Below are 24,874 nucleotides of genomic sequence, written 5' to 3' on the forward strand. Positions count from 1 at the left end.
TAGTCCGGATGAATGTGTACTTTGGAAATCACGGCAAATATTCTTGGAGTTTCGCTTCGACCAAGTTCAAATAAATTACTCACTTTTTTCTATTCAACTTAAGAGCAGCTCGCGCCAAACGTTCACCTAAATGCTTGGCTAAATTAATTTCATCCTGGCTAAGCGGTCGATCATTTGCCACACCAGAAACATGGGTTACGCCATAGGGTGTCCCACCGCTAACCGTATCATTTAAAGACGGTTCAGAATAAGGTACCCCCAATAAAATCATACCTTGATGCAACAAAGGCAACATCATACTTAACAAAGTAGTTTCCTGGCCACCATGCATACTTGCAGAAGAAGAAAAAACACATGCAGGTTTATCTACTAAATCACCTGCCAACCACAAAGATGAAGTACTATCCAAAAAATATTTCAAGGGAGCAGCCATATTTCCAAAACGAGTAGGGCTCCCTAAAGCAAGACCATGGCAATGTCGTAAATCATCCAAAGTTACGTATGGCGCACCATTATCCGGAATTGCCTTATCAACTGCTTCACACGTCGCTGAAACAGGTGGAACCGTTCTTAAGCGTGCTTCAATACCTTCAACACGTTCTACGCCACGTGCAATATATTGTGCTAATTGTGCTACAGAACCGGTTCGCGAGTAATATAAAACCAAAATATAAGGATTAGACATCAAACAACTCCATTATCTTCAACCTGCAAAGTAGTGAATTCTACCAGGCAAGCTAAAGGCGCCGCCACGAACTCAACTGCTTCTTTTAGATTAAAATTTAAAATCATACTTTAATTGGTCTTCCAATTTTTTTTCAATAAATTTAATTCGTTGATACAAAGATCCTCCTTTTTTAGGTTTTAGTGTTTTCAAATCAGAGACAATATCATCAGCAGAGTCATAATAATTCTTAACTGATATATGCGCGATAATTTTACTTACTGCGCTGACATGATGTCTATGCCAATGCCCTGAAATCATCCGCCCAATAAAAGAACCGAATAAACAATTTTCTTTGGTATAATCTATAAGCAACGCTTTGATTCTTCTGTGATTGGAATCTCCTTTGATTTTATTCCAAATCTTTGTATAAGCATCAGGGAAATCTAAAACAGATTTTGAACGATTAAAAAAGGAATATAATTTTACATCACCACTTGAAAAAGAAGAATGAGAATCATAAGTTACAGGCTTTTTTACTCTTTCCTCTATAAGCTCAAGATCCTCGCTTATCATTGTAGTAATAGAACTCGAATTATGTGACATTTTTTTCTCCTCCGTGAGAACATCTGTTCTTATGACCTACAGTTTAATCACATACCAAAATTCCAATTGAATCAAGCCCTATTACAATTGAACGAGAGGGAAGCAAATTGCCATAGTCCCGATTTTCTTTGTTCTGCTGCTCACATACTCCTTATATACCGCGTCTCGATACTCGAAAATCCAGTCATTTTGGCTCGCTTATTATACCAAGCACGCTTAATTTTTAGAAATAAAGATCTATCTCATTGAATCACTTGATTTTTATTTAAATGAGTGTGGAATCGCAGCCTTGGAAGCACGAAATTCTAAGTTAAAAAGTTCATTTGTTTTTGAAGAAATCATAGCCTAGGTGCAGCCGCAGCGGAACCTGGGATTTATTTCTATTGGACTCTTAATCCTGGGTTCCGCTGCGGCTGCACCCAGGTTACTTTAGTTTAAAGAATATAACGAGCTAAGTCTTCATCCGCTACAAGTTGTCCAAGATTTTTCTCAACATATGCTTTATCAACATGCACGGACTCGCCTGATTTGTCTGTTGCTTCAAATGAAACAACTTCCAATAATCGCTCCATAACTGTATAAAGCCTACGTGCACCAATATTTTCAGTACGCTCGTTCACTTGCCATGCTACTTCAGCAATACGTCTAATTCCTGTCTCATCAAAAGTTAACGTGAGACCTTCGGTTGCCATTAAAGCACTGTACTGCAGTGTCAACGATGCAGTAGGCTCAGTAAGAATACGTACAAAATCATCAACAGAAAGAGCGGATAACTCAACACGTATCGGCAATCTACCTTGCAACTCTGCAATCAGATCAGACGGCTTAGCTACATGGAACGCACCTGATGCAATAAATAAAATATGATCTGAACGAATCATGCCGTATTTGGTAGTAACCGTTGTCCCTTCAACTAAAGGCAATAAATCTCTTTGTACGCCTTCACGAGACACATCCCCACCACCCGCATTTTCGGTACGTCGTGCTACTTTGTCCAACTCATCAATAAAGACAATACCATTTTGTTCCACATTCTCTATGGCGCGAATCTTAATATCATCTTCGTTAATTAGTTTAGCTGCTTCCTCTTCACGTAAAATTTGCATGGCCTTACCAATAGTCATTTTACGGGTTTTCGTTCGATGACTGCCCACTTGTTGAAACATAGACTGTAATTGGCTTGTCATTTCTTCCATGCCCGGAGGAGCCATAATTTCAATGCCTATTGGTGTCGCTGAAACTTCTATTTCAATTTCGTTCTCATCGAGAATGCCCTCACGCAATTGTTTACGAAAAACTTGCCTGGCTGTACTGTCTTTTTCACTTGGTGTTAAGCTGCCCCGTGCAGGAGGAAGTAATACATCAAGAACACGCTCTTCGGCTGCATCTTCAGCTAAATGCTCCACCTTCTTCATAGCAAATTCACGTTCTTGTTTTACTGCTATATCCGCTAAATCACGAAGAATAGAGTCCACATCCCGTCCGACATATCCTACTTCGGTAAACTTTGTTGCTTCTACTTTGATAAATGGAGCACGAGCCAATTTAGCCAAACGGCGAGCAATTTCTGTTTTACCAACACCAGTTGGGCCAATCATGAGAATATTTTTGGGCATGATTTCATTGCGTAAAGCGGGATCTTTAATATTCATACGCCGCCAACGATTACGTAATGCAATTGCCACCGCTCTTTTCGCATCATCCTGGCCAATAATATATTTATCCAATTCCTGGACAATTTCACGAGGAGTCATCACTTCTCGGATAATCTCGCGAGGAGCTATTGCCTTGTTGTTATTTGTTGCCATGATTTAATTCTTCTATAGTTAAATTGTTATTGGTATAAATACAGATATCTCCAGCAATAGTTAAAGCTTTACGCACTATTTCCACAGCAGATAATTTTGTATTTTCCATCAATGCTCGCGCAGCTGCTTGTGCAAAAGGACCACCTGAACCAATAGCAATTAAGCTATGCTCAGGCTCGATTACATCGCCATTACCTGTAATAATTAAGGAAGATTTGATGTCTGCTACAGCAAGCACTGCTTCAAGCCGGCGTAACATTCTGTCTGTTCGCCAATCTTTAGCAAGCTCAACTGCAGCACGAACCAAATGGCCTTGATGCATTTCCAACTTGCTCTCAAAACGTTCAAAAAGAGTAAACGCATCCGCGGTACCGCCAGCAAAGCCAGCAATCACTTGATCTTTATAAAGGCGTCGCACCTTACGCGCATTACCCTTCATCACGGTATTACCTAAAGTTACCTGGCCATCACCACCGATAACTACTTGATTTCCGCGTCTTACTGAAAGTATGGTTGTCCCACGAAATTGTTCCAAAATTAAATCCTCAAATCAAACTGGAACTCCATACATGGGGATGATAAACAAAAAAACAAGGGGGCTCGAAATGAATAATTACTCATTGAGCCTTCCCAAATACTCTATACATTATTGAGGCTATCTATAGATGATTAGATGAAAAAGGATACCCCATGGGATAAATTTTCTAATCCAAGATGTTGTGCGATGCTTTGTCCAACATCAGCAAAAGTATCACGACGTCCAATAAAGCGGCTTTTAAGGTTTGGACCATGTACTAATACTGGAATATGTTCTCTTGTATGATCTGAACCAGGAAAAGTAGGATCACAACCATGATCTGCTGCAATAATAACCAGATCATCAGGCTTTAATAATGCATGAAGCTCTGGAAGACGCGCATCAAACTCCTCAAGCGCATGAGCATAACCAATGACATCACGCCGATGACCGTATGAGGAATCAAAATCCACAAAATTAGTAAAAACCAAACTTCCATCAGGTGCAGTCTTCATCGCAGTTAAAGTAGCATCAAACAGGGCCATATTACTGTCAGCCTTAATGACTTGAGTGATACCTTGATGCGCATAAATATCGGCAATTTTCCCTAAGGCAATGACTTCGCGACCAGCTTCTTTCAAGTAATCAAGTAAGGTTTTTGCAGGAGGTAACGTTGCATAATCCTTACGATTTGCTGTTCGTTTAAATGCTCCTGGTTGACCAACAAATGGTCGAGCAATCACACGACCGATCTGATATTCATCTACCAAAGTGCGCGCGATTTCACAGATATCATACAAACGCTGCAAACCAAAACTTTCTTCATGAGCTGCAATTTGAAATACACTGTCTGCAGAAGTATAAACAATTGGTTTACCACTTCGCATGTGTTCTTCACCTAATTCCTCAAGGATGGTAGTCCCTGATGCATGCTTCTCACCAAGTACACCTGGTAAACCAGCACGTTGAATGAACGCATCAATTAATTTTTTTGGAAAACAAAATGGTTGTTCGGGGAAATAACCCCATTCAAAGGTAACTGGAACTCCTGCTAACTCCCAATGTCCGCTTGGCGTATCCTTACCTAAGCTCTGCTCTACTGCATAACCATAATAGCCCATGGGTTCAGAAAAAGTGGACAATTCAACAAAACGCAACCCGCTACTGGCTAAGGCTGCATGATAAAGTCCTAATTTAGCAAGATTAGGCAAAGTTAACGGGCCTTGACGCAGCCCGTCCCTGTCACATTCACCGCGCTCGCATGCTTGATGGATATGAACAAAAGTATTAGCGCCAGCATCCCCATAACGAGATGCATCCAGACTCGCGCCTATACCAAATGAATCCATGAGTAATATACAAACTCGCCCTGTCATCTTAGCCCTCAATCTGTTCGCAACGTGTTTCTTTTAAACCCAAAAGCATGAGAAAAGCAATTAATAAACCTACAGGTAAAATAATTGCGGCATATTGATATGCACTGAGTAAATAGACAGGAGTTCCATTGAACATACGCATCCCGCCATGATTCGTTAATAAATAACTAAATAGATTCTGATACACAATATAACCGCCTTGAGTCAATATTGAAATGACACTTACAGCTGTGGCAGTCATTGCAGGTGAGCTACTTTCAGCAACCAGGGCGTAACTAATCACTTGTGCTGAAGTAAAGAAACCCAGTAAGAAAAACAAAAATGCCATGGTGCTATAAGAAACAGGGAGATAAAGCACCGCGAGTAACGTCAATAAGGAAGCAATGACCCCTATTTTCATAGGCATAACCCGTAAGCCCATCTTATCAGATATCCAGCCCACCAGAGGCGAACCAATAATCGACCCCAAAAATAACATGCCATTTACCATAGATGCTTGTGCCGTGCTGATCTCTAATCGTTGCACCAGATATAAAGTACCCATCATGGCACCAAATACGGCAATAGCCATATTCATTAAACTGGCATAGAATGCTGCCCGCAAATATTGGGTGTTTAAATAGGCTTTCTTGGCAGCTGAGATTACATTAATTGGTTTAACGACTTGCTTTACTGCAACTGGTGGTTTTTCTTTGATACAAAAAAACATCACGACCAACATGGCAAAACCAAGAATTCCCACATCTTGTACCGCTTGGCGCCATCCAACCAGAATAACCAATTGAGTCAATGGATATTGAGCCAACATGCCTCCAGCCATTGCCATGGTCACTATAGCACCGGTTACCAAAGCCATACGCTTTGGAGGAAACCAATGAGATGCTAAACGTACCGGTCCTAAGAAACAGAAGGCACTGCCAATGCCCGTAATAAACCGGCAAAATAAGGCCATGTAAAATGAATGAGAATATGCCAACAGAAAAGTACTGGCCACACACAAAAACATAGCGATTAACAAAGTATTTTTAATCGAAAACCGATCAAGCACCATTCCCGCAATAAAAAGAAACAATACATTGGAAAGATAGTAAATACTTGATAGCCAGGCCATTCTATCGGCTTGTATTTGAAAATCCTGCATGATATTTGCAGCGATGGATGCAAACATATTCCCCTGAATAAACTCATAAAAAAAGAATAAAGTCGCAGCAAAACATACCATCCAGGGTAATAATGACGATTTAATCTCGTTATATCCTTGAAACTCATCCACCACTTGCATTTTTACTCCTCAGCTTACCGCTTGCAATTTGTTTCGCGGGTTAGTAATACGGCGATTAAAGCCAAAACTGTAGTTATAGGAAACATCCACATGGCGTATTGAAAATCTGCCACAGAATAAGTTGTCACTACCGCATCAGCATGATGCGCTATTAACCAACCATAGAGCACTTGTCCTACGCCGCCACCACCCATAATAATTACTGAGGCGATACCTGTCGAAGCACCTGTGTTTTCAGCAGAATTGCTTTCAGCAATTAAGGGATAGGAAATTACCTGGGTGCTGGTAAAAAAACCTAAAGCAAAAAATATAATACTCAAAGTAGTTTGTGATAAAGTTACATCCAGGAATAACGGAATGACGGTGATAAGTGTGGCAATGGCCCCTAATATCATCAAAGGCTTACGTCGGCCTTGGGAATCAGATAACCATCCTGCCAAAGGGCAACCCACGACACTACCCATAAAAATTAAACTGACTACATTGCTGGCAGCCATGTCAGGTAAATGATGAACTGCTTGTAGGTAACTAGCACCCCATAATGCACATAAAACCATAATCGGCAAATTAAGAAAGGAAGTATAAAATCCTGCTAACCAATTTTGTGGATTGGATAAAGCCTTGATGAATCCAGATATTACTTGTTCCTGACTGGTAGATGCTTTCATTGGTGAGTCTTCAGGTTTATCACGAACCATCCAGTAAATCCAAAGCAATAATCCAGCACCTACTGCACCATCGATTAATAAAGCTTTACGCCATCCAAACAATTCATAGAGATAAGCAAAAGGGGTGTGAGCCATCATGCCGCCAACAAAAGCCATAGTCACTAAAGAACCAATAACAAGAGCCTGCCTTCTTGGTGGAAACCAATGTGATACCAATACCACACAGGATAAGAAGCAAAATGCATTACCTATCCCTGAAAGAAAATGACAGAATGAAGCGACAATAAATGAATGGGTTAAAGCAAAACCGACGGTACCTAAAACACAAATAAACATCGCGCTTAAAATAACTGTACGTGTAGAAAAGCGATCCAGGATAATCCCAGCAGGAAGAAGAAATAGAATATCAGCCCACAAATAAGCGCTGGACATCCAGCTTAATTGAGTCGCATCAATATGGAAATCATCTCGCAAAGGCTGATTGATTACATCAAAAATATTGAGCTGGAAAAATTCATAGAAAAAGAATAGCCCAGCTGATAGGCATACAACCCAGGCCATGAAGTCACCACGGGGTACAAAAGCTCTCGAATCCACTGTAAGAGATTGCGACACAGTTACTCCTTATGGCATAAAAAATTGCGCCCGAGTATATCAAAATTCTAAATGAATTGGTATCTTTATTGAACAAACCAAGAGCCAAGCACAGCAAAGAGAATTCATTCAAGGCAATCCTATTTCTCTGGTTGATTGACTCCACTTCTTACGTATTCTTTTCTACAAAAATTCTTTACAAAAACCGGAATACGCATCAATAAATAAGGTCTGTCACCAGAATATACTCGTTGAATGAAGAGCATTTTGGAAAATAAATCCGGCGCAACCTCATGTGTATCTTGTGGCCTAATTGCTAAATAATTTTCTCGGTTATTGTCCAACAAGGTGCAAAGATCTTCATTATGAAAAGCAAATTTTCCTCGGCCTCTTGAGTAAAATTGGGCTGAGAACTCAACTTTGAAATCCCAATAAATAAGGTAACTTCCTGGAACCGGACGTTGTTTTAACCATGCGGCAACTACAGACTTTTCCGTTTTGGAAACCGCTTTGGGGGCCATATTAAATGCAAGAGTTATCCCAAGGGCAAATACACCAACAATAATAGAAAGTCCTGTGATAAGTTGTTTTGCTTTTGCTACAGCACCAACACGTTGCCAGTATTCTATGAAAAACACTGAAAAAGCAGGAAGACTGGGAAAAATATAAGTATAAATAATGTTCCTGGAAAAAGTAAAAAAGAACAGTGGAATTACCGTACAAAGAAAGAAAAAACTCAGCCATCCATCGTTGTCGATAAATACTTTGCGGGGATTATGTCTGTACTTAATAAACCAAGCAGCGCCTAACAAACACCAAGGGAAAATACCAATCATGGCATAAACCCAAATCATCCCCCAAAGTTCCTGATGCGCATAGCCATACTTATCGCCAGTCCATCCTGGTTTTAAAAATCGATTTAAATTCTCACCAACAATAAAATAATTTAAGAAACCGGGCGTGCGTATTTCTGCCCAAATATACCAGGGAAGCGCAATAATAAGCATCAATAAGACACCTTTTATCCAAGGTAATCGTTCCCATAAATTACGCCATTGATTCCGTAATAAAACCCAAAAAAATATCGGCATTCCTGATAAAACGACAGCAACAGGACCTTTTGCTAATAACCCTAATCCCAAGCCTATAAAAAAAACATAAGACCAGAGTTTGCTCCCATCAACGATTGCCCGCCAAAAAGCAACTAAGACTAAGGTAATGCAAAATACCAAAGACGGATCGGTCATCACAGTTCCTGCATCAACAAAAAAATCCAAAGTTCCTGCAAGCACTACAATTGTGATCATTGCAATCACAGATCCACTATGCTTTTTAGTTAAACTCCAAATAAGCCATAGTGTTGCCAAAGATAAGAGCAAGCCTGGCAAACGAACTGCAAACTCATTAATCCCCAAAAGCTTCATTGAAAAAGCAGACAACCAGGTAGACAAAGGCGGTTTCGCCCAAAAAGGAACTCCGTAGTCATGCAGCGGGGTTACCCAATCCCCGGTTTCCAGCATCTTGCGAGCAATCTCTCCATATCGTGCCTCAGACACATCATTTAGAGGAATAAAACACATGGAAATAATACGACAAATAAGAAGAAAGATTAATGCAAACCGTGCATTCTTAAAAAATTGACGGTTCAACTGTTTATCGTGTTCAATATTCAAAACAGACCTCATTAAAAAATTTCCCCTTTTGCACCGTATGCAAGCTGTATGAAATACATGCGCTTTTCCAAACTCTCTTGATGAAGCGCGCTTTTTAAAAAATGACAGAATATTACCCATTATTTAAATTAATACAATTTTTTTATTGCTTATTGATAAAAAATAAACCAATTTGAATACTCAATAATGAAGTTAACCTGATGAATTTCCTCGTGTTTTATTAAAAGACTAAAATGTATAATGAAAATACATGACGAGCGGTTTACTTTAGTTTACACTGAGGTCTTGTAAGAAGAACTTACATTATCAATCCATTGGAAATTTTGGAGACTAACATGACGTTTGTATTAAAGGATCTAAGTGAATTAAGAAAACATTTTGACGATACCGTTCAAATCATATTGAAACGCGAACATAAAGGAAAAATTGAAGACCTTCCTAACAAAAGAAAATTCGAACTTCAATTTCTAAGTTCCATCCTCGAAAAATTAGAAGAACAATTAAAAGAAAAACACACCGTCTCGACTACAAATCTTGTAAATGTATTTTACGGTGCCATGTTAACCGTAGTGCAAGATATTGAAAATAATCGTGGTATGCTGGAATCATCAGGGCTGCTTAACGCTCGTCTAATAGATGCAATAGGCAACGGAGATGATGTCAAAGCAGAAGACAAACCTGATCTATATCAAATCGCTAAATTCTATACTGCCTTGAATGCGTTTTTGAATCACGTTTTTATAGAAAATGATTCTCGTAAAGGCTTTGCAAAAAATCACATGTTGGCCGCTGTTCCAACTGAGAACTTAAGCAAATTAATTCAAACCTCTTATAAACTGGAAAATGAGGCTCAGAGAGCAATAGTTGCTTCTTTTACAACTGATGGAGATACCGCTGTTGACCTCAGTCAATATAAGGCCAAGAAAAAATCTCCACCCTCTGCAACAGACCGATTTGGTAGTTGGGATAAACTCAATGCTGATCTTGATGAATTAATCAAAGATGAACTTGCTGATAAAAATGTTTCTAAGATTGAAAAGTTATCAAAAGAACGTGTTGCTCAGTTTCATTTTCTAAATGCTATAAGAAATACACTGAAAACCTCAGCAATCAATGAAGCAGAACGAGTTGCCATTCTCGCTGGAGCAATGCATCTGGTTCGTCAACAAATCAAAGCCGTTTATGATGCATCCTATCTTTCAAAAAAAGAAAATTCTGTTGTGTTCACAGGATTAAGTAAGCTTCTTGCTGTAGATGTAGTAAACGAACAAGATGTTGAGTCGTTGGTTACCTCAGCAACCCAGTTTATACAATTCATGACCGTAGCTCCAATGAAAAATGACAAAAAAGCAATTCGTAGTATCCATATTTTTTCATCAATTGCAGACTTTAATTTAAAAGCTACTTTCAATTTGTTGATTGACATGATCTACGCTTGTCGTACTGAAGCACTAAACGATGCGGTTGAGGAATTTAAGAAAGAAACTAAAACACCTGAAAAAACCTCTAAAGGCGGTTACTTAGCTTCAGCTTTAGGTTATTTTAGAGCCAAGAAAGATGAAGAGTCAGAAGAGGAAGATGATGTTCTAGAACATAAAAGTGGCACTCCTGCTGCAACCCACTAATTCTAGCCTTCACGTTTTTTTAACTTGAATCTTCGATAAGGCGGCAAATAATTTTCATTTTGCTGCCTATCTACTTAAAGATTTTAATAAGCACTTCACTTCAGATAAGCCATTTAGGCTAATTTTTTGTTACAATATCATTTTTCCCAATTTGTTTTACCTTGTACTCATGAAAATTAAATTAATTATTAAAGAGATATCGTTCGTCCTAATGCTTCTCATAGTAAGTCATAGTGCCAATTTTGCATATGGACACAGCTTTTCTGGGAACACGGCTAACAACAGCAATGGTATTACAAACTCAAAAAATCAAGCTCAAGAGGAGCCCAACGATAGAAAAAAAGAATCCTCTATAAAATTACCTTTTAAAAAAACGGTCTCCATAACTATTGATGATCTTCCTTTTGTAGGCGAGTCTCGAAATTTTCATTTGAATATGATGATCGATACCATGACTAAGGAGCAAATTCCTGCTACAGGGTTTATTATTGCCAGTGAAGTACGCAAAAATAACTGGGAAATATTGCATAAATTTCGCGATGCCGGGTTCGGATTAGGTAATCACACCCTCACCCACGCCAATTTAAATAAAATGGATACTGAAGGGTACATTCAGGAAATTCAAGAAGCAGACAACATTTTGCTTCCTGTTTTAACTGAACCTAAATATTTTCGTTATCCTTATTTAGCCATGAGTTCCGGTCAAAAAAAAGAAGACATTCTCTGTTATCTGGCGCAAAAAAATTACCATGTTGCCCCTATTACTATAGATTCCAAAGATTTTGTCTTTAATCAACGGCTCTTATCAGTCCCTGAAATAAAGCGACGTGCCTATCTTGAAGAATTGAAACCCTTTTATCTTGATTTTATTTGGCAACAAACTCTCCGTGCGGAAGAACACAATCAATTTCATCAAAATCCCGAGCAAGCGCAAATTTTGCTGATCCATGCCAATTTACTTAATGCTTATGTTTTACCAGATATTATCCATTTATATAAACAAAATGGGTACGAATTTGTTCACTTGGAAGAAGCATTGAAAACATTTAAATCTCCAGTCCAATGTTCCCGATCTCATATGCTTGCACAAAACAAAAAACGACATCAGCAACGAAAGAGAGCTAAAGACAGAGATGCTGATATTGAGACATTTGTTGAATGGGATTAAACCAAGAAAAACAATTGAAGCCGTAACAAGCATACTAAAGCACAACAGACTTTCAACCGCTTTTCTAGGTTAAAAGATAAGCAAAATGAATTCATTGAAAAATAGATACATTGTTGCAGGAACTATTCTACCCGTATTAAACTTTGCTTTTCATATATGCTTAAAAGCATAAATTTTGGTAAAATTTTAGTCTTAACCTAATATGTAGGTACTCAAAAACGGATTTGCTCTAAAAACAGGGACAGAACTTTGAAATTCATGCAAGCTAAAAAGACAGCGTTCACCTTAGTTGAACTTTTGGTGACCTTACTATTCGTGGGTTGCTTTGGTTAGAACAGTTCCCTCCTTAAGCAATATGCTTACGAATAATCGCCTTACAAACCAGCCCGGACAAAATATGAAACACCCACTCGTGCCTGTCGAATTACTGCACGTTCCATAGGTGCCAGAGTTAATACAACAGTGATGTTACAAAGTACAATACAAATACAACAATAGGTAAAACTCATGATGCACCATGTACGAAGACAAGGATTCACCTTAATTGAATTAATGATAGCCGTACTTATTATGGCCATACTGGCTACAACAGCCTATCCTTACTATACCCATTTCGTGCTAAAATCACGTCGTTCTGATGCTATGGCCACATTAGCGCAAGATCAGATCACTCTCGAACGGTGTTATTCACAAAATTTTTCTTATAATGCTCCTTGTGGCTCATTACCTGCATTTCCGCAAACATCTGCTCAAGGTTTCTACAATATTAGCTTATCTAATGTAGGGTCAACAACCTATACACTAACAGCAACACCAATTGAGAGTCAGGCTAAAGATACAACCTGTGCCAGTATGACAGTAGATCAATCTAACGCAAAAACTGCAGTAGATTCATCGGGAACAACCCAAACCATTTGTTGGAATCCATAATAACAAATTGAATCGGAATCAGACTTCCGTATTCGCTATCTCATAATCACATCCTTGCCGACGTCCCGTGACTTGTTCACGGGAGCCAGTGTTTTAGCACAGATCGTCTGGATCCCGCGAACAAGTCACGGGACGTCGGAATAAAAAGCTAGACTATTTTCAGCATCGCAATGACCGCAATAAAAAATTTACTTTACAAAAAAAAACCGATTCTCTACTATCCCAGTCAACGGAAAGTCCAACTTAAAAATAAAATGGAAATTTTTTGCTTTTTCACAGGCATACTCTATCTATATACCTTTAATCATTCTTTACCCTTAATTACCTTACTCTTTTTTTTCATCAGCCCAAAGTATTCCTTAATTCTGTTTTTTATTTTAGGAGTCACGATGGCAGGATTGCATCAAGCTCTTGTTTCTCCCAAAGGAATACCCAATGTGACCATACTCCCTAAAGTAACAGTGCAAGGAACAATTGCATCAATTCCAAATCAAGATTTTACCAAAACACAATTTTTATTTGCCCTCGAACAATACAACCATCATCCAGCACAAGGATTAATCCAATTATCCTGGTATAACAATGCTCCAAAATTACACACAGGACAACGCTGGCAATTCACGGTCAAATTAAAAAAGCCTCGAAACTATCTTAATCCTGGAAGTACAGATTATGTAGGCATGCTTGCTGCACGACACATCCAGTGGACCGGTTATATTCTCTCCCAAAACAATCAATTGCATGCAGAGGCACAACCACGTTTTAATTGGCTTCTATTACGTGAACAATTAGGAAATAAACTCAGCCAATTAGCACCAAATCAATCCACTGCAGGAGTTGTTGAAGCATTAACTTTAAATTTAACTACCCATATTAGCCAGCAAAATTGGGATTTATTTAGACGTACGGGCACAATCCATCTTTTTGGGATTTCAGGAGAACACATTGCATTGGTATCGGGGATGATTTATTGGCTGGTGCGCTGGCTGTGGTCTAAAAGCTCCCGATGCTGCTTGTTTATCCCAGTACCCTATATTGCCAGTATTAGTGGTCTTTTAGCTGCTTTATTCTATGCCTTTTTAGCAGGATTTGCTCCACCGGTACAAAGAGCATTAATCGGGTGTTTCTTTTACACCCTCTACTGCTTAGGAAAACAACGTTTTTCGACTTGGCAAATATGGCGTTACGCTTTGTTTGGCGTTTTATGTATTGAACCACATGCAGTATTTATGCAAGGATTTTATTTTTCATTTCTTGCAGTGGCGTGTTTGCTTTTAACCCAACAACGTTGGCGATTAAAGGGTTACAAAGGAAATTTAGCCCTACAATTAAGTTGCTTAATTGGGCTCATGCCTTTAACCCTGTATTGGTATTCTTATGGTTCAATTAATGGCTTTATTGCAAATTTATTTGCTATTCCTCTAGTTGGTCTTTTAATCGTCCCCTTAGCATTAATCGCTATGATACTTTGTTCATGGACTGTTGCTGTTCCATTAATGAAACTCTTATCCTTGCTGATTGCCTTGTTATTTAAAGGATTACACTTAATTGAACATTTAGCGCTCATGAACCTTAATTGGTCTATTTCTCATATTGGCTTGGTTGTAATCTTAATGGGAGCCTTATTAATATGGGTTCTATTGCCAATTAAACCCTTTCAATGGATTGCAGTGTTGTGGATGCTACTCCCATTTTTTCCACCCCGTGTTGTACCATTTTCAGGAGAAGCAGTAATTGATATTTTGGATGTTGGCCAAGGTTTGGCAATTGTCTTTAGAAGCCGACGCCATACTCTGATTTATGATACTGGAGATCGATTTTTTCAAGGAAATGATTTAGGGAAAATGGTGATTTTACCTTATCTTAAGACCTTAGGAATAAAAAAAATTGACTTTGTAGTCATTAGTCATCCAGATAAAGATCACCGTGGCGGACTCAATTCGCTTGAAAAAGAAATACCAGTGGAGCGGTTATTAGTCAATGATCCTCATTACTATGATCATGGTGTGAGCTGTCATGATTACCCGCAGTGGAACTGGGATGGTGTTTCTTTTCGTTTCTTGCCGATTACAACTCACTTTAAGAATAAAAATAACAACTCGTGTATTCTCCAGATAAACACCAAAGCCGGAAAAGTATTATTAACAGGGGATATTGAAAAAATAGCCGAAGATTATTTAATAAAAACTTATGGAGAAGAGCTTGCCTCTGATGTTTTAATTGTTCCTCATCATGGCAGTAAGACTTCCTCTTCTTATCGATTTTTACTTGAAGTTGCACCACACTATGCCATAGCTTCTTTAGGCTTTGATAATCGTTTTCACTTTCCTCATGCCAAAACTTTGGCAAACATGAAATCATTAAATATTCCCTTTTATAGAACAGATCAATGCGGTATGGTACAACTTGTCTTGCCGGCCCAAGGGGAAATAAAAAAACCTGTTTGTTTTAGCGGTCTTGATGTAACCTAAGCAAAATAAGTGCAGCAAAACCCGGTTTTTCTTGCCAGGGATAAACTTCTCAACCCAGGTTACAAAAATACTTGTACTGCGAAAAACGCCCAGTAAAATTCAATGCCTGAATTTCGGTCGCACTTTTTTTAAAAAAAGCTATAGTAACTATTGAAGTAACTGATTGAGTGATTCATGTTGACTAATACCACGAAAAAAGAATATTACCAGGCCTTACTTGCTAAAGACTCTAACTATGAAGGTGTATTTTATGTTGGAGTTAAATCTACTGGAATCTTTTGTCGACCTACCTGTCCTGCAAAAAAACCAAAATTCGAAAATTGTGAATTCTTTCAAACAGTTCAAGAAGCACTCCTTGCTTCATACAGACCGTGTATGCGCTGCCAGCCATTGTTCTATCCTAACCAAGCTTCCAATTTAATTCAAAAATTGGTTGCAGCTGTAGAAGCAAACCCTGAAAAGAGGTGGAAGGACAGAGACTTTGCAGCATTAGGAGTTGATACATCAACTGCACGCAGGCAATTTAAAAAGCGTTTTGGGATGACTTTTGTTGCTTATGCACGTGCAAGAAGAATGGGTATAGCCATGAAACAAATCCGTGAGGGCACGATAGTGCTTGAAACACAACTTAATGTAGGGTACGAATCCGGCAGTGGTTTTCGAGATGCTTTTTCTAAAATAATGGGTGCAGCTCCTTCGCAGCTGGAAAAACATTCTATAGTTTTGAAAGCCTCCTGGTTTGATTCACCTCTTGGACCTATGCTTGCAGTAGCTGATGAAGAAGCGTTATATCTTTTGGAATTCGTTGATAGAAGAGGCTTAGAACGTGAAGTAGAACGACTAAGAAAGAAGATGAAAGCAGCCATTATCCCAGGAGACACTTCACCAATTCGTTCCATTGAAAAAGAACTTAAAGCATATTTTGCAGGAACTCTGAAGCAATTTAATACCCCAATACAGATGCTAGGCAGTCCCTTTCAAAAAATGGCTTGGCATGCTTTAACACTTATTCCCTATGGGGAAACGAGAAGTTATGCCGAACAAGCTCGGGCATTAGGAAAACCCACTGCATACAGAGCCGTTGCCAATGCAAATGGTGCAAATTCGCTTTCGATAATTGTACCTTGTCATCGAATCATTAATTCTAGTGGCAATTTAGGTGGTTATGGCGGAGGGATAGCACGTAAGCAATGGCTTCTTGAGCATGAACAGAAAAATAAATAAACGTAGCCTTAGTGTTTTGTAGCCTGGTACAGCGCGGTGAAACCCGGAAATTTAGAGCGGATATTTGCCTTCAGGTACTAGGATCACCCGCCAAAAAGCTTGGTCAATGAAAAAGAAAAAGGAGATGGATTAAAGACACTATCTACTCCTGATGTGTACTCCTTTTCTTTCCCTGCTTCATCTTGTTCTGCCTCATTTTTACTGTGGGTTGCTGGGGCTGGTATTGTAATATAAGGAGTGAAACGAGTGGGTTGGTTTTCCAGCTCCAGATTAGGGGCATATGCTTTAGGAAATAAGTTTTTACTAATAAGCTCTTTAATAAAAGCATTACTTACAATTAATTCATTTTTATTCAGAGTTACCGTGAAATTATCTACTGGCACCCCCTTTTTTTCTAAAGCAATTTTAAAGTGCTCAAAAACCAATTTCAAAGTCCGAACAATCTCCTGAATATCTTTTTCGTTATACAATAAAAGACTAGGTTTAGGACGAATTGTTTTTGCACTTTGTTCTCTGTTATCACTAAATGAGAAGAACTCCATCATTTCTTCCAAATCAAATAGGTCCATTGCCGTTGTATCCGCAATTAATTCCTCATTTGATAGTAAATCCAGTGTCACGCGCTTGGGAGCTTCCTGTTTTCTCATTCCTATACTGTTTGGCGCAAGCGATAGAGCTTGTAATATAAATTTGCTACTATCTGAGTACTTTAAATCGGGCATATTTCTCCACCGATCATTATCATCATGATCCAATTTTCTATAATAGCAAATAGCCAATCTCTCTTTTGACTCTTGCAACTATTATTTACATTTTCTTAACCATTTACTTCCTCCATAGACACTGCAGTTTCCGCTGAACTATTAAGAGCGCAGAACGAACCTCTCTTTATTTCAAAAATCCGATATAAGTTCAATGGTAATAATAACGAATGCAAAATAAAAATCGGATAGAGCGTGCTCCCAAGAGCATAAAGAATAAATGCTACATTAGAGCAGATTGCGATAAGACGTAATGTCAAAATCCTTTTGACATAGAAAGTCGCTAAAACAAGGCAGCAGGCAACATAGCCAATAATTTCGATCGTTGATTCCATTTCAACTCCCAACTTTACAATCCATTCCTATTCAACATACACCTAGTATGCGAGACTCGCAAGTAGCCTTAATATTGGAATTCAAGAAAACAAAGCGAAATATGCTTATAAAATAAACAATAAATGAATCGATTAAATTTTGCTTCGCTTTTTCTGCGCGGAACTATAAAGGTAATGACATTGTGGAAGAAGGAAGTGATGGGATGTAAATTCGCTCATTGACAAAAGAATTGATTCTCGCTCAAACGTTGTTTTAATTGCAGAAAGCGACTTCTTTAATTAATAACAGGACTCTTGCAACCAACAATGTCCATATCGATTACATACACGAACAGTTTGGCACTCAGGATAGTAATAATTGTTATAGTAATAAGGAGTCCCCACAATAACACCAACACCAGGTCCCCACCAACCACCACGCCAGCCGTTATAATAGCCGCCGTGCCAACCACTATGATAATAGCCGCCATGCCAACCACCACCATGATAATAACCACCATGCCAGCCGTAGGCAAAACTTGCTCCAGCAGTAAATAGGCCGAGAGCAAAAACTGCAGTACGTATGATTCTCATCATAGTATTTCTGCTCATAATAAATTCCTATTTTTCAATATTCATAAGTTAAATTATAGCTGAAATGCGCCTTAATAATAGTAGGTCTGTCAATTTTTTGTTACTTAAAACCAGCATTTGAAATACATCTGATAAAAAGAAATAATAGATTCCTATATTCATGTTTAGGGTAATTAATGCAGCTTACTCAATTTACTGATTATTCATTACGTGCTTTAATTTATATTGCGATAAAACAAAATACATGTACTATTAATGACATTGCTACAGCTTATGCTATTTCGCACAATCATCTAATAAAAATAATCCATAATTTATCTAAATTAGGAATTGTTAAAACAATTAGAGGAAAAAATGGCGGCATTGTCATGGCTGAAAACCCTGCAGAAATTAATCTCAAAGCGCTTGTTTTAAAACTTGAACCTCACTTTGATTTAGTACCCTGTTTTAAGAAAGAAGCAAATTGTTGCATTGCCCCAACTTGTAAATTGCGAAAAATTCTCATTGACGCACAAAGTGCCTTTTTTGCGATTTTAGAACAATTTAGCTTGGCAGATATTATTCAGAACAAAGTTGAACTCTCCCCCTTACTCAATCTTACTCCTAAAGGAGAAAAACACGATGCACAAAATAAAAATCAAGCGAATTTATGACAAACCTGATTCTTCAGACGGATATAGAATATTGGTTGATAGGCTATGGCCTCGCGGAGTGAAAAAAGAAGCAGCCGCTATAGACTTATGGCTCAAGGAAATCGCCCCAAGCAACGAATTACGCCAATGGTTTCATCATGAACCTGATAAATGGGAAGAATTTCAAAAACGCTATGCTCAAGAACTCACAGAAAAGCAGGAAGAACTCGCAACGATCACGACTCAAGCAAAAAGTCAGACTGTAACTTTGTTATACAGCGCTAAAGATGAAAAACATAATAATGCTCAGGCCTTACTTGAGCTAATTCATGCAGGAAAAAAATAATAAGTTTTGGTACTATTTTAAAGTTGTATTTAAAATGAAACTTTATTATCATTACCTCATTGCATCAGCAGGTAGTAATGATATGACTGAGCTGAATAAAACACATATTGAAAAACTTGTGACTCATTTTTACCAAAAAGTACAGAAAGATGAGATCCTTGGTCCAATTTTCAATGATGCAGCACAGGTTGATTGGGATGAACATATCCCCCTGCTTTGCCAATTTTGGAATAGCATTATGTTGAAAACTAATGAGTATCACGGTAATGCCTATCAAAAACATACCCTATTAAAACAACTCACCCAAATTGATGAAGCACATTTTGACCGTTGGCTTAATTTATTCCAAGAAGAAGCGGTAAATCATTTGCCTTTGGATGCTGCCAAGGAAATTTTTCAAAAAGCCACCTTCATCGCAGAATCTTTAAAATATGGGATGTTAAGCCAAGAAAAAAGGGGTTAAAGAACATGATTAAACCACTAACTCGTGATATTCTAATAACCTTGGTTGTTAAGTTTAGCTTGTTGATTTTACTATGGATAATTTGCTTTAAGGATGTGGAAAGATCACATCAAAGCAATGAACAATGGCTGTTAGGCACCAGCCAACAAAAAGAATATATTTTTTCTAATGAAAAATGAACTAAGGAAATCCCTAATGCTTTTTTAAAGATTACAGGGAGATATAGCAAGGATTTTATCAATACAGTATACGACATGTGAGGTGAGCAATGATTCCTGGTAGTGACCTGGTTGATCTTTCCCGTTTACAATTTGCTCTAACAGCGCTTTATCATTTCCTTTTTGTCCCACTCACATTGGGCTTATCGCTCATTTTAGCGATTATGGAAACAGTTTATGTAATGACAGGGCACGATATTTGGCGACAGATGGTCAAATATTGGGGAATTCTCTTTGGCATTAATTTCGTTTTAGGTGTAGCTACCGGACTGACTATGGAGTTTCAATTTGGTACCAATTGGGCCTATTACTCTCATTATGTTGGCGATGTTTTTGGTGCTCCGCTGGCTCTTGAAGGACTTATGGCTTTCTTTTTAGAAGCCACTTTTGTTGGTTTGTTTTTTTTCGGCTGGGATAGATTAAGTCGCTTGCAACATATGTTTTGTACCTGGTTACTTGCCTTAGGCACAAATCTTTCCGCATTATGGATTTTGATTGCTAATGGTTGGATGCAAAACCCTGTTGGAGCGGAGTTTAATTTCCACACGATGCGGATGGAAGTTACCGATTTTGTTGCGGTGATGTTTAATCCGGTTGCCCAAGCCAAATTTGTTCATACTATTAGTGCTGGTTACGTCACAGGTTCAATTTTTGTCTTATCCATTAGCGCTTACTTTTTATTACGAAACAGAAACATCCAATTTGCCAAACGTTCAATAACTGTAGCTGCAAGCTTTGGGCTTGCCTCAGCTTTAGCAGTAGTCGTGTTAGGCGATGAGAGCGGCTATCTTGATAATCAAAATCAAAAAATGAAATTCGCAACAATCGAAGCCATGTGGCATACAGAAAAGGCTCCTGCTGGTCTTACAGTTTTTGGTATTCCTAATGAAGAAACAATGACAACTGATTATGCAGTAACCATTCCCTATGCATTAGGATTAATTGCAACACGCACATTTACGGAGCCCCTACAAGGTATTGCTGAATTGATCGCTCAAGGAAAAGAACGAATCAAAGAGGGTATGCTTGCTTATGAAGCATTAACCCGATTACAAAAAAATCCTAATGACGAGCAAGCAAAAGCTGATTTTACGGCACACAATAAATATTTAGGTTATGGCCTGCTCTTGAAGAAATATACTGAAAAAGTAGTTGACGCAACTGAAGATCAAATTAACCAGGCAGCCCATGATCTAAAACCTCGCGTTACCCCTTTATTTTTCTCATTCCGTATCATGGTTGCCTGCGGATTCTTCTTCATTTTCTTATTTGCAACAGGTTTTTACTTGTCCATGAAACGTAAATTGCACACTACCCGTTGGTATTTACGCATAGCCCTCTATTCACTACCATTACCTTGGATTGCTGCAGAACTGGGCTGGGTAGTGGCAGAATACGGACGTCAACCATGGGTAGTCCAGGATATCTTACCTACTGCGATGGGCACATCCAGCATAAGCACTACTCAAGTATTAACATCAATAAGCGGATTCATCCTCTTTTATACAATTCTTGCCATAGTTGAGGTTTTCTTGATGGTTAAATACATCCGTCTTGGCCCTGATAATATGGCGCACTAGGAGATTCATTATGCCTTTGGACTATGAAACATTACGAATTATATGGTGGCTCCTGCTCGGTATATTACTGATTGGTTTTGCAGTCATGGATGGTTTTGACCTGGGCGTTGCTATGTGGCTGCCCTGGCTTGCAAAAACAGATATAGAAAGACGTATACTAATTAATAGCATTGGCGCAACCTGGGAAGGAAATCAAGTATGGTTTATTCTCGGCGGCGGCGCCATCTTTGCTGCTTGGCCTGCCTTATATGCCCTCTCTTTCTCGGGCTTTTATTTTGCGATGCTTCTGGTTTTGTTAGCGCTAATCTTGCGTCCCGTTGGTTTTAAATACCGTTCGAAATTAGCAGATCCCCGATGGCGTTCATTCTGGGATTATGCTTTATTTGTTGGCGGTTTTGTCCCTGCTCTCATTTTTGGTGTTGCCATTGGCAATGTATTACAGGGTGTTCCCTTTCATTTTGATGAATATTTAAGACCATTCTACACTGGCAGCTTCCTTGATTTACTGAATCCTTTTGCCCTGCTGTGTGGCTTGTTGTCTGTGTTGATGCTTGCCATGCATGGTGCTTTTTTCCTCAACTTAAGAACAGAAGAACGCATCCAAAAGCGAGCCAGAACTGCAGGAAAAATATCCGCTCTCCTGAGCATATTGATCTTTATTGGCGCTGGAATTTGGCTTCATTATGGTATTGATGGTTACAGTGTGACAGGAGCTTTAGCTCATGATGGCCCATCAAACCCGCATTACAAGACGGCTATTCGGCTTGCTGATGCTTGGTTTTTTAACTACCGCGATCTGCCCATCACTTTATTTGCTCCAGGTGTCGGCATAATTGCAGCATTATTAGCCTTCATTGCTGCAAAACATGTCAAAACAGCTTTTATTTGCAGCGCCCTTTCTGTTGCAGGCATTATCGCCACTGTAGGGGTCAGTATGTTTCCATTTATACTACCCTCTTCGTCTAATCCTGGACAAAGCTTGCTGGTCTGGGATAGCTCTTCAAGTCAGTTAACTTTGTTTAACATGTTAGTAGGAACTGTTATTCTGTTACCGCTAATTTTGCTTTATACCGCTTGGGTTTACCATGTATTACGAGGAAAAATAACAGAACAAACAATTACTAAAAATCAAGATACAGCTTATTAGGAGGTGATTATGTGGTATTTTTCCTGGATTTTGGGTACTGGCCTGGCCTGTTGTTTTGCCATCTTAAATGCAATGTGGCTTGAATTGGACGACTCGAAAAATGAGTCGAAATAGCCTGGGACTTGGTGATGCCGTGCCCGGGAAATAATATATTCTCGAGCTTTCCTTCACTGTTGCAAAGGCATAACAACCCTATAATCCTACCCAACGAATGAATTCATTATGCGCATTTAAATTAACTGATGAGTTTCCCTCAAAATAAACCGTGAAATTGTTCGCAAGAGAATTGTCTCTAGCTAAAGTGCCATTGATTTTAATTGCCTTGATTTTACCTAAATTGACAAATTGCATTTGCGTCTCATAATAACCACCTCGGACTACTTTTAGAACAGGTATTACAAAACGAATGGCATTAATACCATCTTCTTGACCTGCACTATCTGGATTGGTGTTGTTAGACAAATAAAAAAGTTCTCGTGCATTTAATGCAATGTATTCTGCATTGTTAATCTGACGTCGTAGCATCCGTGTCAATGGTGCTGTGGTATGAAATACCCGCTCATATGTATCTGCTGAAATGACCGTAACAGGTTTAGTTTCAGCGTGTTTACTGCCTTTATATCCGCTACCTACAAATAAAATAGCGTCACGTTGTTCATCAGGTGCAATATCAGGTATTTGTATGGCCGCAGAATTCGTATATTGAGGTATGGTTTTATCACAATTTAAAAATTTTGATTTGGCAAACCATGCGTCGCTAGGATAATAAATAACTAATAAAGATTTATCTTTTATGGTATTAATAATTGCTTGGGAGCTCTCCAAAGGAAGTGCAGGACATCCCCAACTTCGTCCAGGTCTTCCGTATCTTTTAATAAAATTTTCTTCTACATACCATCCCGAATGCATTACAACAGACCGACCTGATGCATTATCATTAAAATTACGGTCCAAACCATCCAAACGCAATGAAAGACCATCTCGGCCATAATAAGCTTGTTGCGTTTGATAAACCCCAATACTACTTGCTTTACTATTGTATTTATTAGAAAAGAAATTGGTCAATAACGCACCGGATTTTATGCCATGCGACACGTAAGTATGAAACAATAATTTCTTTGCTTTTAAATCAAACACCCAAAAACGCTTTTCATTTGAAGGCAGAGAATAATCGATAATCGTTAAAATATTATTATGATCCACATTATACGCGGTAGCACACTTAAGGGTAGTGAGCACCTTGTCAATCACTAGCGGATTTAAGTGCGGAGCTTCATGAGTCAACAGCATCTTAATAACATTTAATGATTGGTCGTTAATTTGTTCTGGCTCTGAAAAAGGTGTGATTTCACTGATGAAACGAATATCACTCTTAATTGCTTGTGTATGAGGAAACGCTACTGGCAATTGCGGAAAAGAGGTTACAGTTACTGCTAAAAATAATAGCAGGAGAGCACTCATGATTTGTCCTTTTTCTAGTTGTTCAAATCCTGTATTTTTAATATAGCTCAAATTTTTTGTTACAACTGATAATTTTATGAGATTAGAAATGATTTATTTTTAAATAGTTTGAATGCTTTAAGAACTATGGGCTTTGCAGCCCAATCTCAATTGATTACATTGTTTTTACTGGAGATTCTTGGGACGTATCCTGATTTGCTTCATATTTATAACAAATACTCGTTACTGCATTGGTCAGATGCAACAGAGCATTCCCTATATTCTCTGTGAGTGAATTCGCAGAGCAGCCCAATGTCGCTCCCGCATAAGCAGTGCCCAAACCCGTAAAATTAAGAGCGGCATTTCCTATACTGGTCAATGCATTATCATTTCTACTGAAGGTAACTATGTTAAGAGCAAGCATTGCTATCTCAAAACCATTTTCCCAAACAGTTTCCGGATCTGAAAACATCTTATACGCGGTCATAGCAAGAAAAAGGCCATTTGTGACTTGCATGGTTGCACGCCATTTATTTTCCTTATTAAAAAAACCTAGCATTTTTAATCCTCCTGAATGTAGTTAGGTCTGATCGAACTTTAAACATAGCGTTCAGAAAAATCAAGTGCTTTATGTCATTGATAACTCAGGAAATTCAAAAACAAACGAAACTCAGTGTCTTGCCAAACGAAATAAAGAAAGACATAGCGACAAAAATGCTGAATAAAGTCAAACGTGTTCTGGAAAATGCCTATGAATTTTTTTAGAGACAAAA

Annotated in this window: 27 protein-coding genes; 13 read left to right on the top strand and 14 right to left on the bottom strand. The window is 38.5% G+C overall.

Features of this window, described 5'->3' with window-relative positions; translation table 11 throughout:
* Nucleotides 1-79 precede the first annotated feature (79 nt).
* The 8 genes from wrbA to DY223_RS12605 form a co-directional block, all read right to left on the bottom strand.
* Complete coding sequence (wrbA, locus tag DY223_RS12570; protein WP_058460078.1) at nt 80-685, bottom strand: NAD(P)H:quinone oxidoreductase; 606 nt, start codon at nt 683-685, stop codon at nt 80-82.
* A gap of 90 nt (nt 686-775) precedes the next feature.
* A complete protein-coding gene (locus tag DY223_RS12575; RefSeq protein WP_058460077.1) occupies nt 776-1,270 on the bottom strand; it encodes a DUF5617 domain-containing protein in 495 nt (164 codons plus the stop codon).
* A 434-nt stretch (nt 1,271-1,704) separates the two neighbouring features.
* Nucleotides 1,705-3,078, bottom strand: coding sequence for an ATP-dependent protease ATPase subunit HslU (gene hslU, locus DY223_RS12580; RefSeq protein WP_174223916.1), 1,374 nt, complete (start codon nt 3,076-3,078; stop codon nt 1,705-1,707).
* The gene (hslV, locus tag DY223_RS12585) at nt 3,065-3,613 is read right to left on the bottom strand and encodes an ATP-dependent protease subunit HslV (protein WP_058460076.1); all 549 of its coding nucleotides are present in this window, start codon (nt 3,611-3,613) and stop codon (nt 3,065-3,067) included. Before hslV ends, hslU begins: the two co-directional genes overlap by 14 nt.
* A 134-nt stretch (nt 3,614-3,747) precedes the next feature.
* Entirely contained in the window at nt 3,748-4,971 is a 1,224-nt protein-coding gene (locus DY223_RS12590) for a phosphopentomutase (protein WP_058460075.1), read from the bottom strand.
* A 1-nt stretch (nt 4,972) separates the two neighbouring features.
* Entirely contained in the window at nt 4,973-6,253 is a 1,281-nt protein-coding gene (locus DY223_RS12595; RefSeq protein WP_058460074.1) for an MFS transporter, read from the bottom strand.
* A gap of 14 nt (nt 6,254-6,267) precedes the next feature.
* On the bottom strand, nt 6,268-7,536 hold the full coding sequence (locus tag DY223_RS12600) for an MFS transporter (RefSeq protein ID WP_058460073.1): 1,269 nt from the start codon (nt 7,534-7,536) through the stop codon (nt 6,268-6,270).
* Between the two features lie 119 nt (nt 7,537-7,655).
* Entirely contained in the window at nt 7,656-9,200 is a 1,545-nt protein-coding gene (locus DY223_RS12605) for an ArnT family glycosyltransferase (protein WP_235810546.1), read from the bottom strand.
* 302 nt (nt 9,201-9,502) lie between these two features.
* Between DY223_RS12605 and DY223_RS12610 the strand changes: the two genes are divergently transcribed.
* The gene (locus DY223_RS12610; protein ID WP_259293199.1) at nt 9,503-10,813 is read left to right on the top strand and encodes a hypothetical protein; all 1,311 of its coding nucleotides are present in this window, start codon (nt 9,503-9,505) and stop codon (nt 10,811-10,813) included.
* A 169-nt stretch (nt 10,814-10,982) separates the two neighbouring features.
* Nucleotides 10,983-11,981, top strand: coding sequence for a polysaccharide deacetylase family protein (locus DY223_RS12615; protein ID WP_058460071.1), 999 nt, complete (start codon nt 10,983-10,985; stop codon nt 11,979-11,981).
* A gap of 374 nt (nt 11,982-12,355) precedes the next feature.
* Here DY223_RS12615 and DY223_RS19525 read toward each other — a convergent pair whose 3' ends face one another.
* Nucleotides 12,356-12,490 (bottom strand): hypothetical protein, encoded by a 135-nt coding sequence (locus tag DY223_RS19525; protein ID WP_259293080.1) that lies wholly within the window; start codon nt 12,488-12,490, stop codon nt 12,356-12,358.
* Between the two features lies 1 nt (nt 12,491).
* On the opposite strand from DY223_RS19525, the gene DY223_RS12625 reads away from it, so the two are divergent.
* The 3 genes from DY223_RS12625 (at nt 12,492) to DY223_RS12635 (ending at nt 16,606) form a co-directional block, all read left to right on the top strand.
* The gene (locus DY223_RS12625; RefSeq protein ID WP_058460549.1) at nt 12,492-12,911 is read left to right on the top strand and encodes a type IV pilin protein; all 420 of its coding nucleotides are present in this window, start codon (nt 12,492-12,494) and stop codon (nt 12,909-12,911) included.
* A gap of 254 nt (nt 12,912-13,165) precedes the next feature.
* Complete coding sequence (locus DY223_RS12630) at nt 13,166-15,382, top strand: DNA internalization-related competence protein ComEC/Rec2 (RefSeq protein ID WP_058460548.1); 2,217 nt, start codon at nt 13,166-13,168, stop codon at nt 15,380-15,382.
* 174 nt (nt 15,383-15,556) lie between these two features.
* Nucleotides 15,557-16,606: a bifunctional transcriptional activator/DNA repair enzyme AdaA gene (locus tag DY223_RS12635; protein WP_058460070.1), complete on the top strand. Its 1,050-nt coding sequence runs from the start codon at nt 15,557-15,559 to the stop codon at nt 16,604-16,606.
* 83 nt (nt 16,607-16,689) lie between these two features.
* On the opposite strand, the gene DY223_RS12640 is transcribed toward DY223_RS12635, so the two are convergent.
* From DY223_RS12640 to DY223_RS12650, 3 genes are all read right to left on the bottom strand, one after another.
* Nucleotides 16,690-17,328, bottom strand: coding sequence for a hypothetical protein (locus DY223_RS12640; RefSeq protein WP_058460547.1), 639 nt, complete (start codon nt 17,326-17,328; stop codon nt 16,690-16,692).
* A gap of 95 nt (nt 17,329-17,423) precedes the next feature.
* Entirely contained in the window at nt 17,424-17,702 is a 279-nt protein-coding gene (locus DY223_RS12645; RefSeq protein ID WP_058460069.1) for a hypothetical protein, read from the bottom strand.
* A 279-nt stretch (nt 17,703-17,981) separates the two neighbouring features.
* Nucleotides 17,982-18,293, bottom strand: coding sequence for a hypothetical protein (locus DY223_RS12650; protein ID WP_058460068.1), 312 nt, complete (start codon nt 18,291-18,293; stop codon nt 17,982-17,984).
* Nucleotides 18,294-18,451: 158 nt separating this feature from the next.
* Here DY223_RS12650 and DY223_RS12655 point away from each other — a divergent pair, with 158 nt between their 5' ends.
* From DY223_RS12655 to cydX, 7 genes are all read left to right on the top strand, one after another.
* Entirely contained in the window at nt 18,452-18,928 is a 477-nt protein-coding gene (locus DY223_RS12655) for an RrF2 family transcriptional regulator (protein WP_058460067.1), read from the top strand.
* Entirely contained in the window at nt 18,897-19,253 is a 357-nt protein-coding gene (locus DY223_RS12660) for a DUF488 domain-containing protein (RefSeq protein WP_058460066.1), read from the top strand. Before DY223_RS12655 ends, DY223_RS12660 begins: the two co-directional genes overlap by 32 nt.
* Before the next feature lie 34 nt (nt 19,254-19,287).
* A complete protein-coding gene (locus tag DY223_RS12665) occupies nt 19,288-19,716 on the top strand; it encodes a group III truncated hemoglobin (protein WP_259293200.1) in 429 nt (142 codons plus the stop codon).
* A gap of 5 nt (nt 19,717-19,721) precedes the next feature.
* Nucleotides 19,722-19,895, top strand: coding sequence for a cytochrome oxidase putative small subunit CydP (cydP, locus tag DY223_RS19255; RefSeq protein WP_165483275.1), 174 nt, complete (start codon nt 19,722-19,724; stop codon nt 19,893-19,895).
* Nucleotides 19,896-19,984: 89 nt separating this feature from the next.
* Complete coding sequence (locus DY223_RS12670) at nt 19,985-21,514, top strand: cytochrome ubiquinol oxidase subunit I (protein ID WP_058460065.1); 1,530 nt, start codon at nt 19,985-19,987, stop codon at nt 21,512-21,514.
* A gap of 10 nt (nt 21,515-21,524) precedes the next feature.
* Nucleotides 21,525-22,661 carry a cytochrome d ubiquinol oxidase subunit II gene (gene cydB, locus DY223_RS12675; protein WP_058460064.1) on the top strand — a complete coding sequence of 379 codons (1,137 nt, stop codon included), beginning with the start codon at nt 21,525-21,527 and terminating at the stop codon, nt 22,659-22,661.
* Between the two features lie 9 nt (nt 22,662-22,670).
* Entirely contained in the window at nt 22,671-22,775 is a 105-nt protein-coding gene (gene cydX, locus DY223_RS12680; RefSeq protein WP_058460063.1) for a cytochrome bd-I oxidase subunit CydX, read from the top strand.
* Nucleotides 22,776-22,853: 78 nt separating this feature from the next.
* On the opposite strand, the gene DY223_RS12685 is transcribed toward cydX, so the two are convergent.
* Together DY223_RS12685 and DY223_RS12690 are read right to left on the bottom strand one after the other, a co-directional pair.
* Complete coding sequence (locus DY223_RS12685) at nt 22,854-24,122, bottom strand: murein L,D-transpeptidase catalytic domain family protein (RefSeq protein WP_058460062.1); 1,269 nt, start codon at nt 24,120-24,122, stop codon at nt 22,854-22,856.
* A 154-nt stretch (nt 24,123-24,276) separates the two neighbouring features.
* The gene (locus tag DY223_RS12690) at nt 24,277-24,660 is read right to left on the bottom strand and encodes a hypothetical protein (protein WP_058460061.1); all 384 of its coding nucleotides are present in this window, start codon (nt 24,658-24,660) and stop codon (nt 24,277-24,279) included.
* A gap of 71 nt (nt 24,661-24,731) precedes the next feature.
* On the opposite strand from DY223_RS12690, the gene DY223_RS19530 reads away from it, so the two are divergent.
* On the top strand, nt 24,732-24,866 hold the full coding sequence (locus DY223_RS19530) for a hypothetical protein (protein ID WP_259293081.1): 135 nt from the start codon (nt 24,732-24,734) through the stop codon (nt 24,864-24,866).
* The last annotated feature ends 8 nt before the right edge of the window (nt 24,867-24,874 follow it).

Source organism: Legionella bozemanae, assembly GCF_900450575.1.
In the GTDB taxonomy this organism is placed as follows: domain Bacteria; phylum Pseudomonadota; class Gammaproteobacteria; order Legionellales; family Legionellaceae; genus Legionella; species Legionella bozemanae.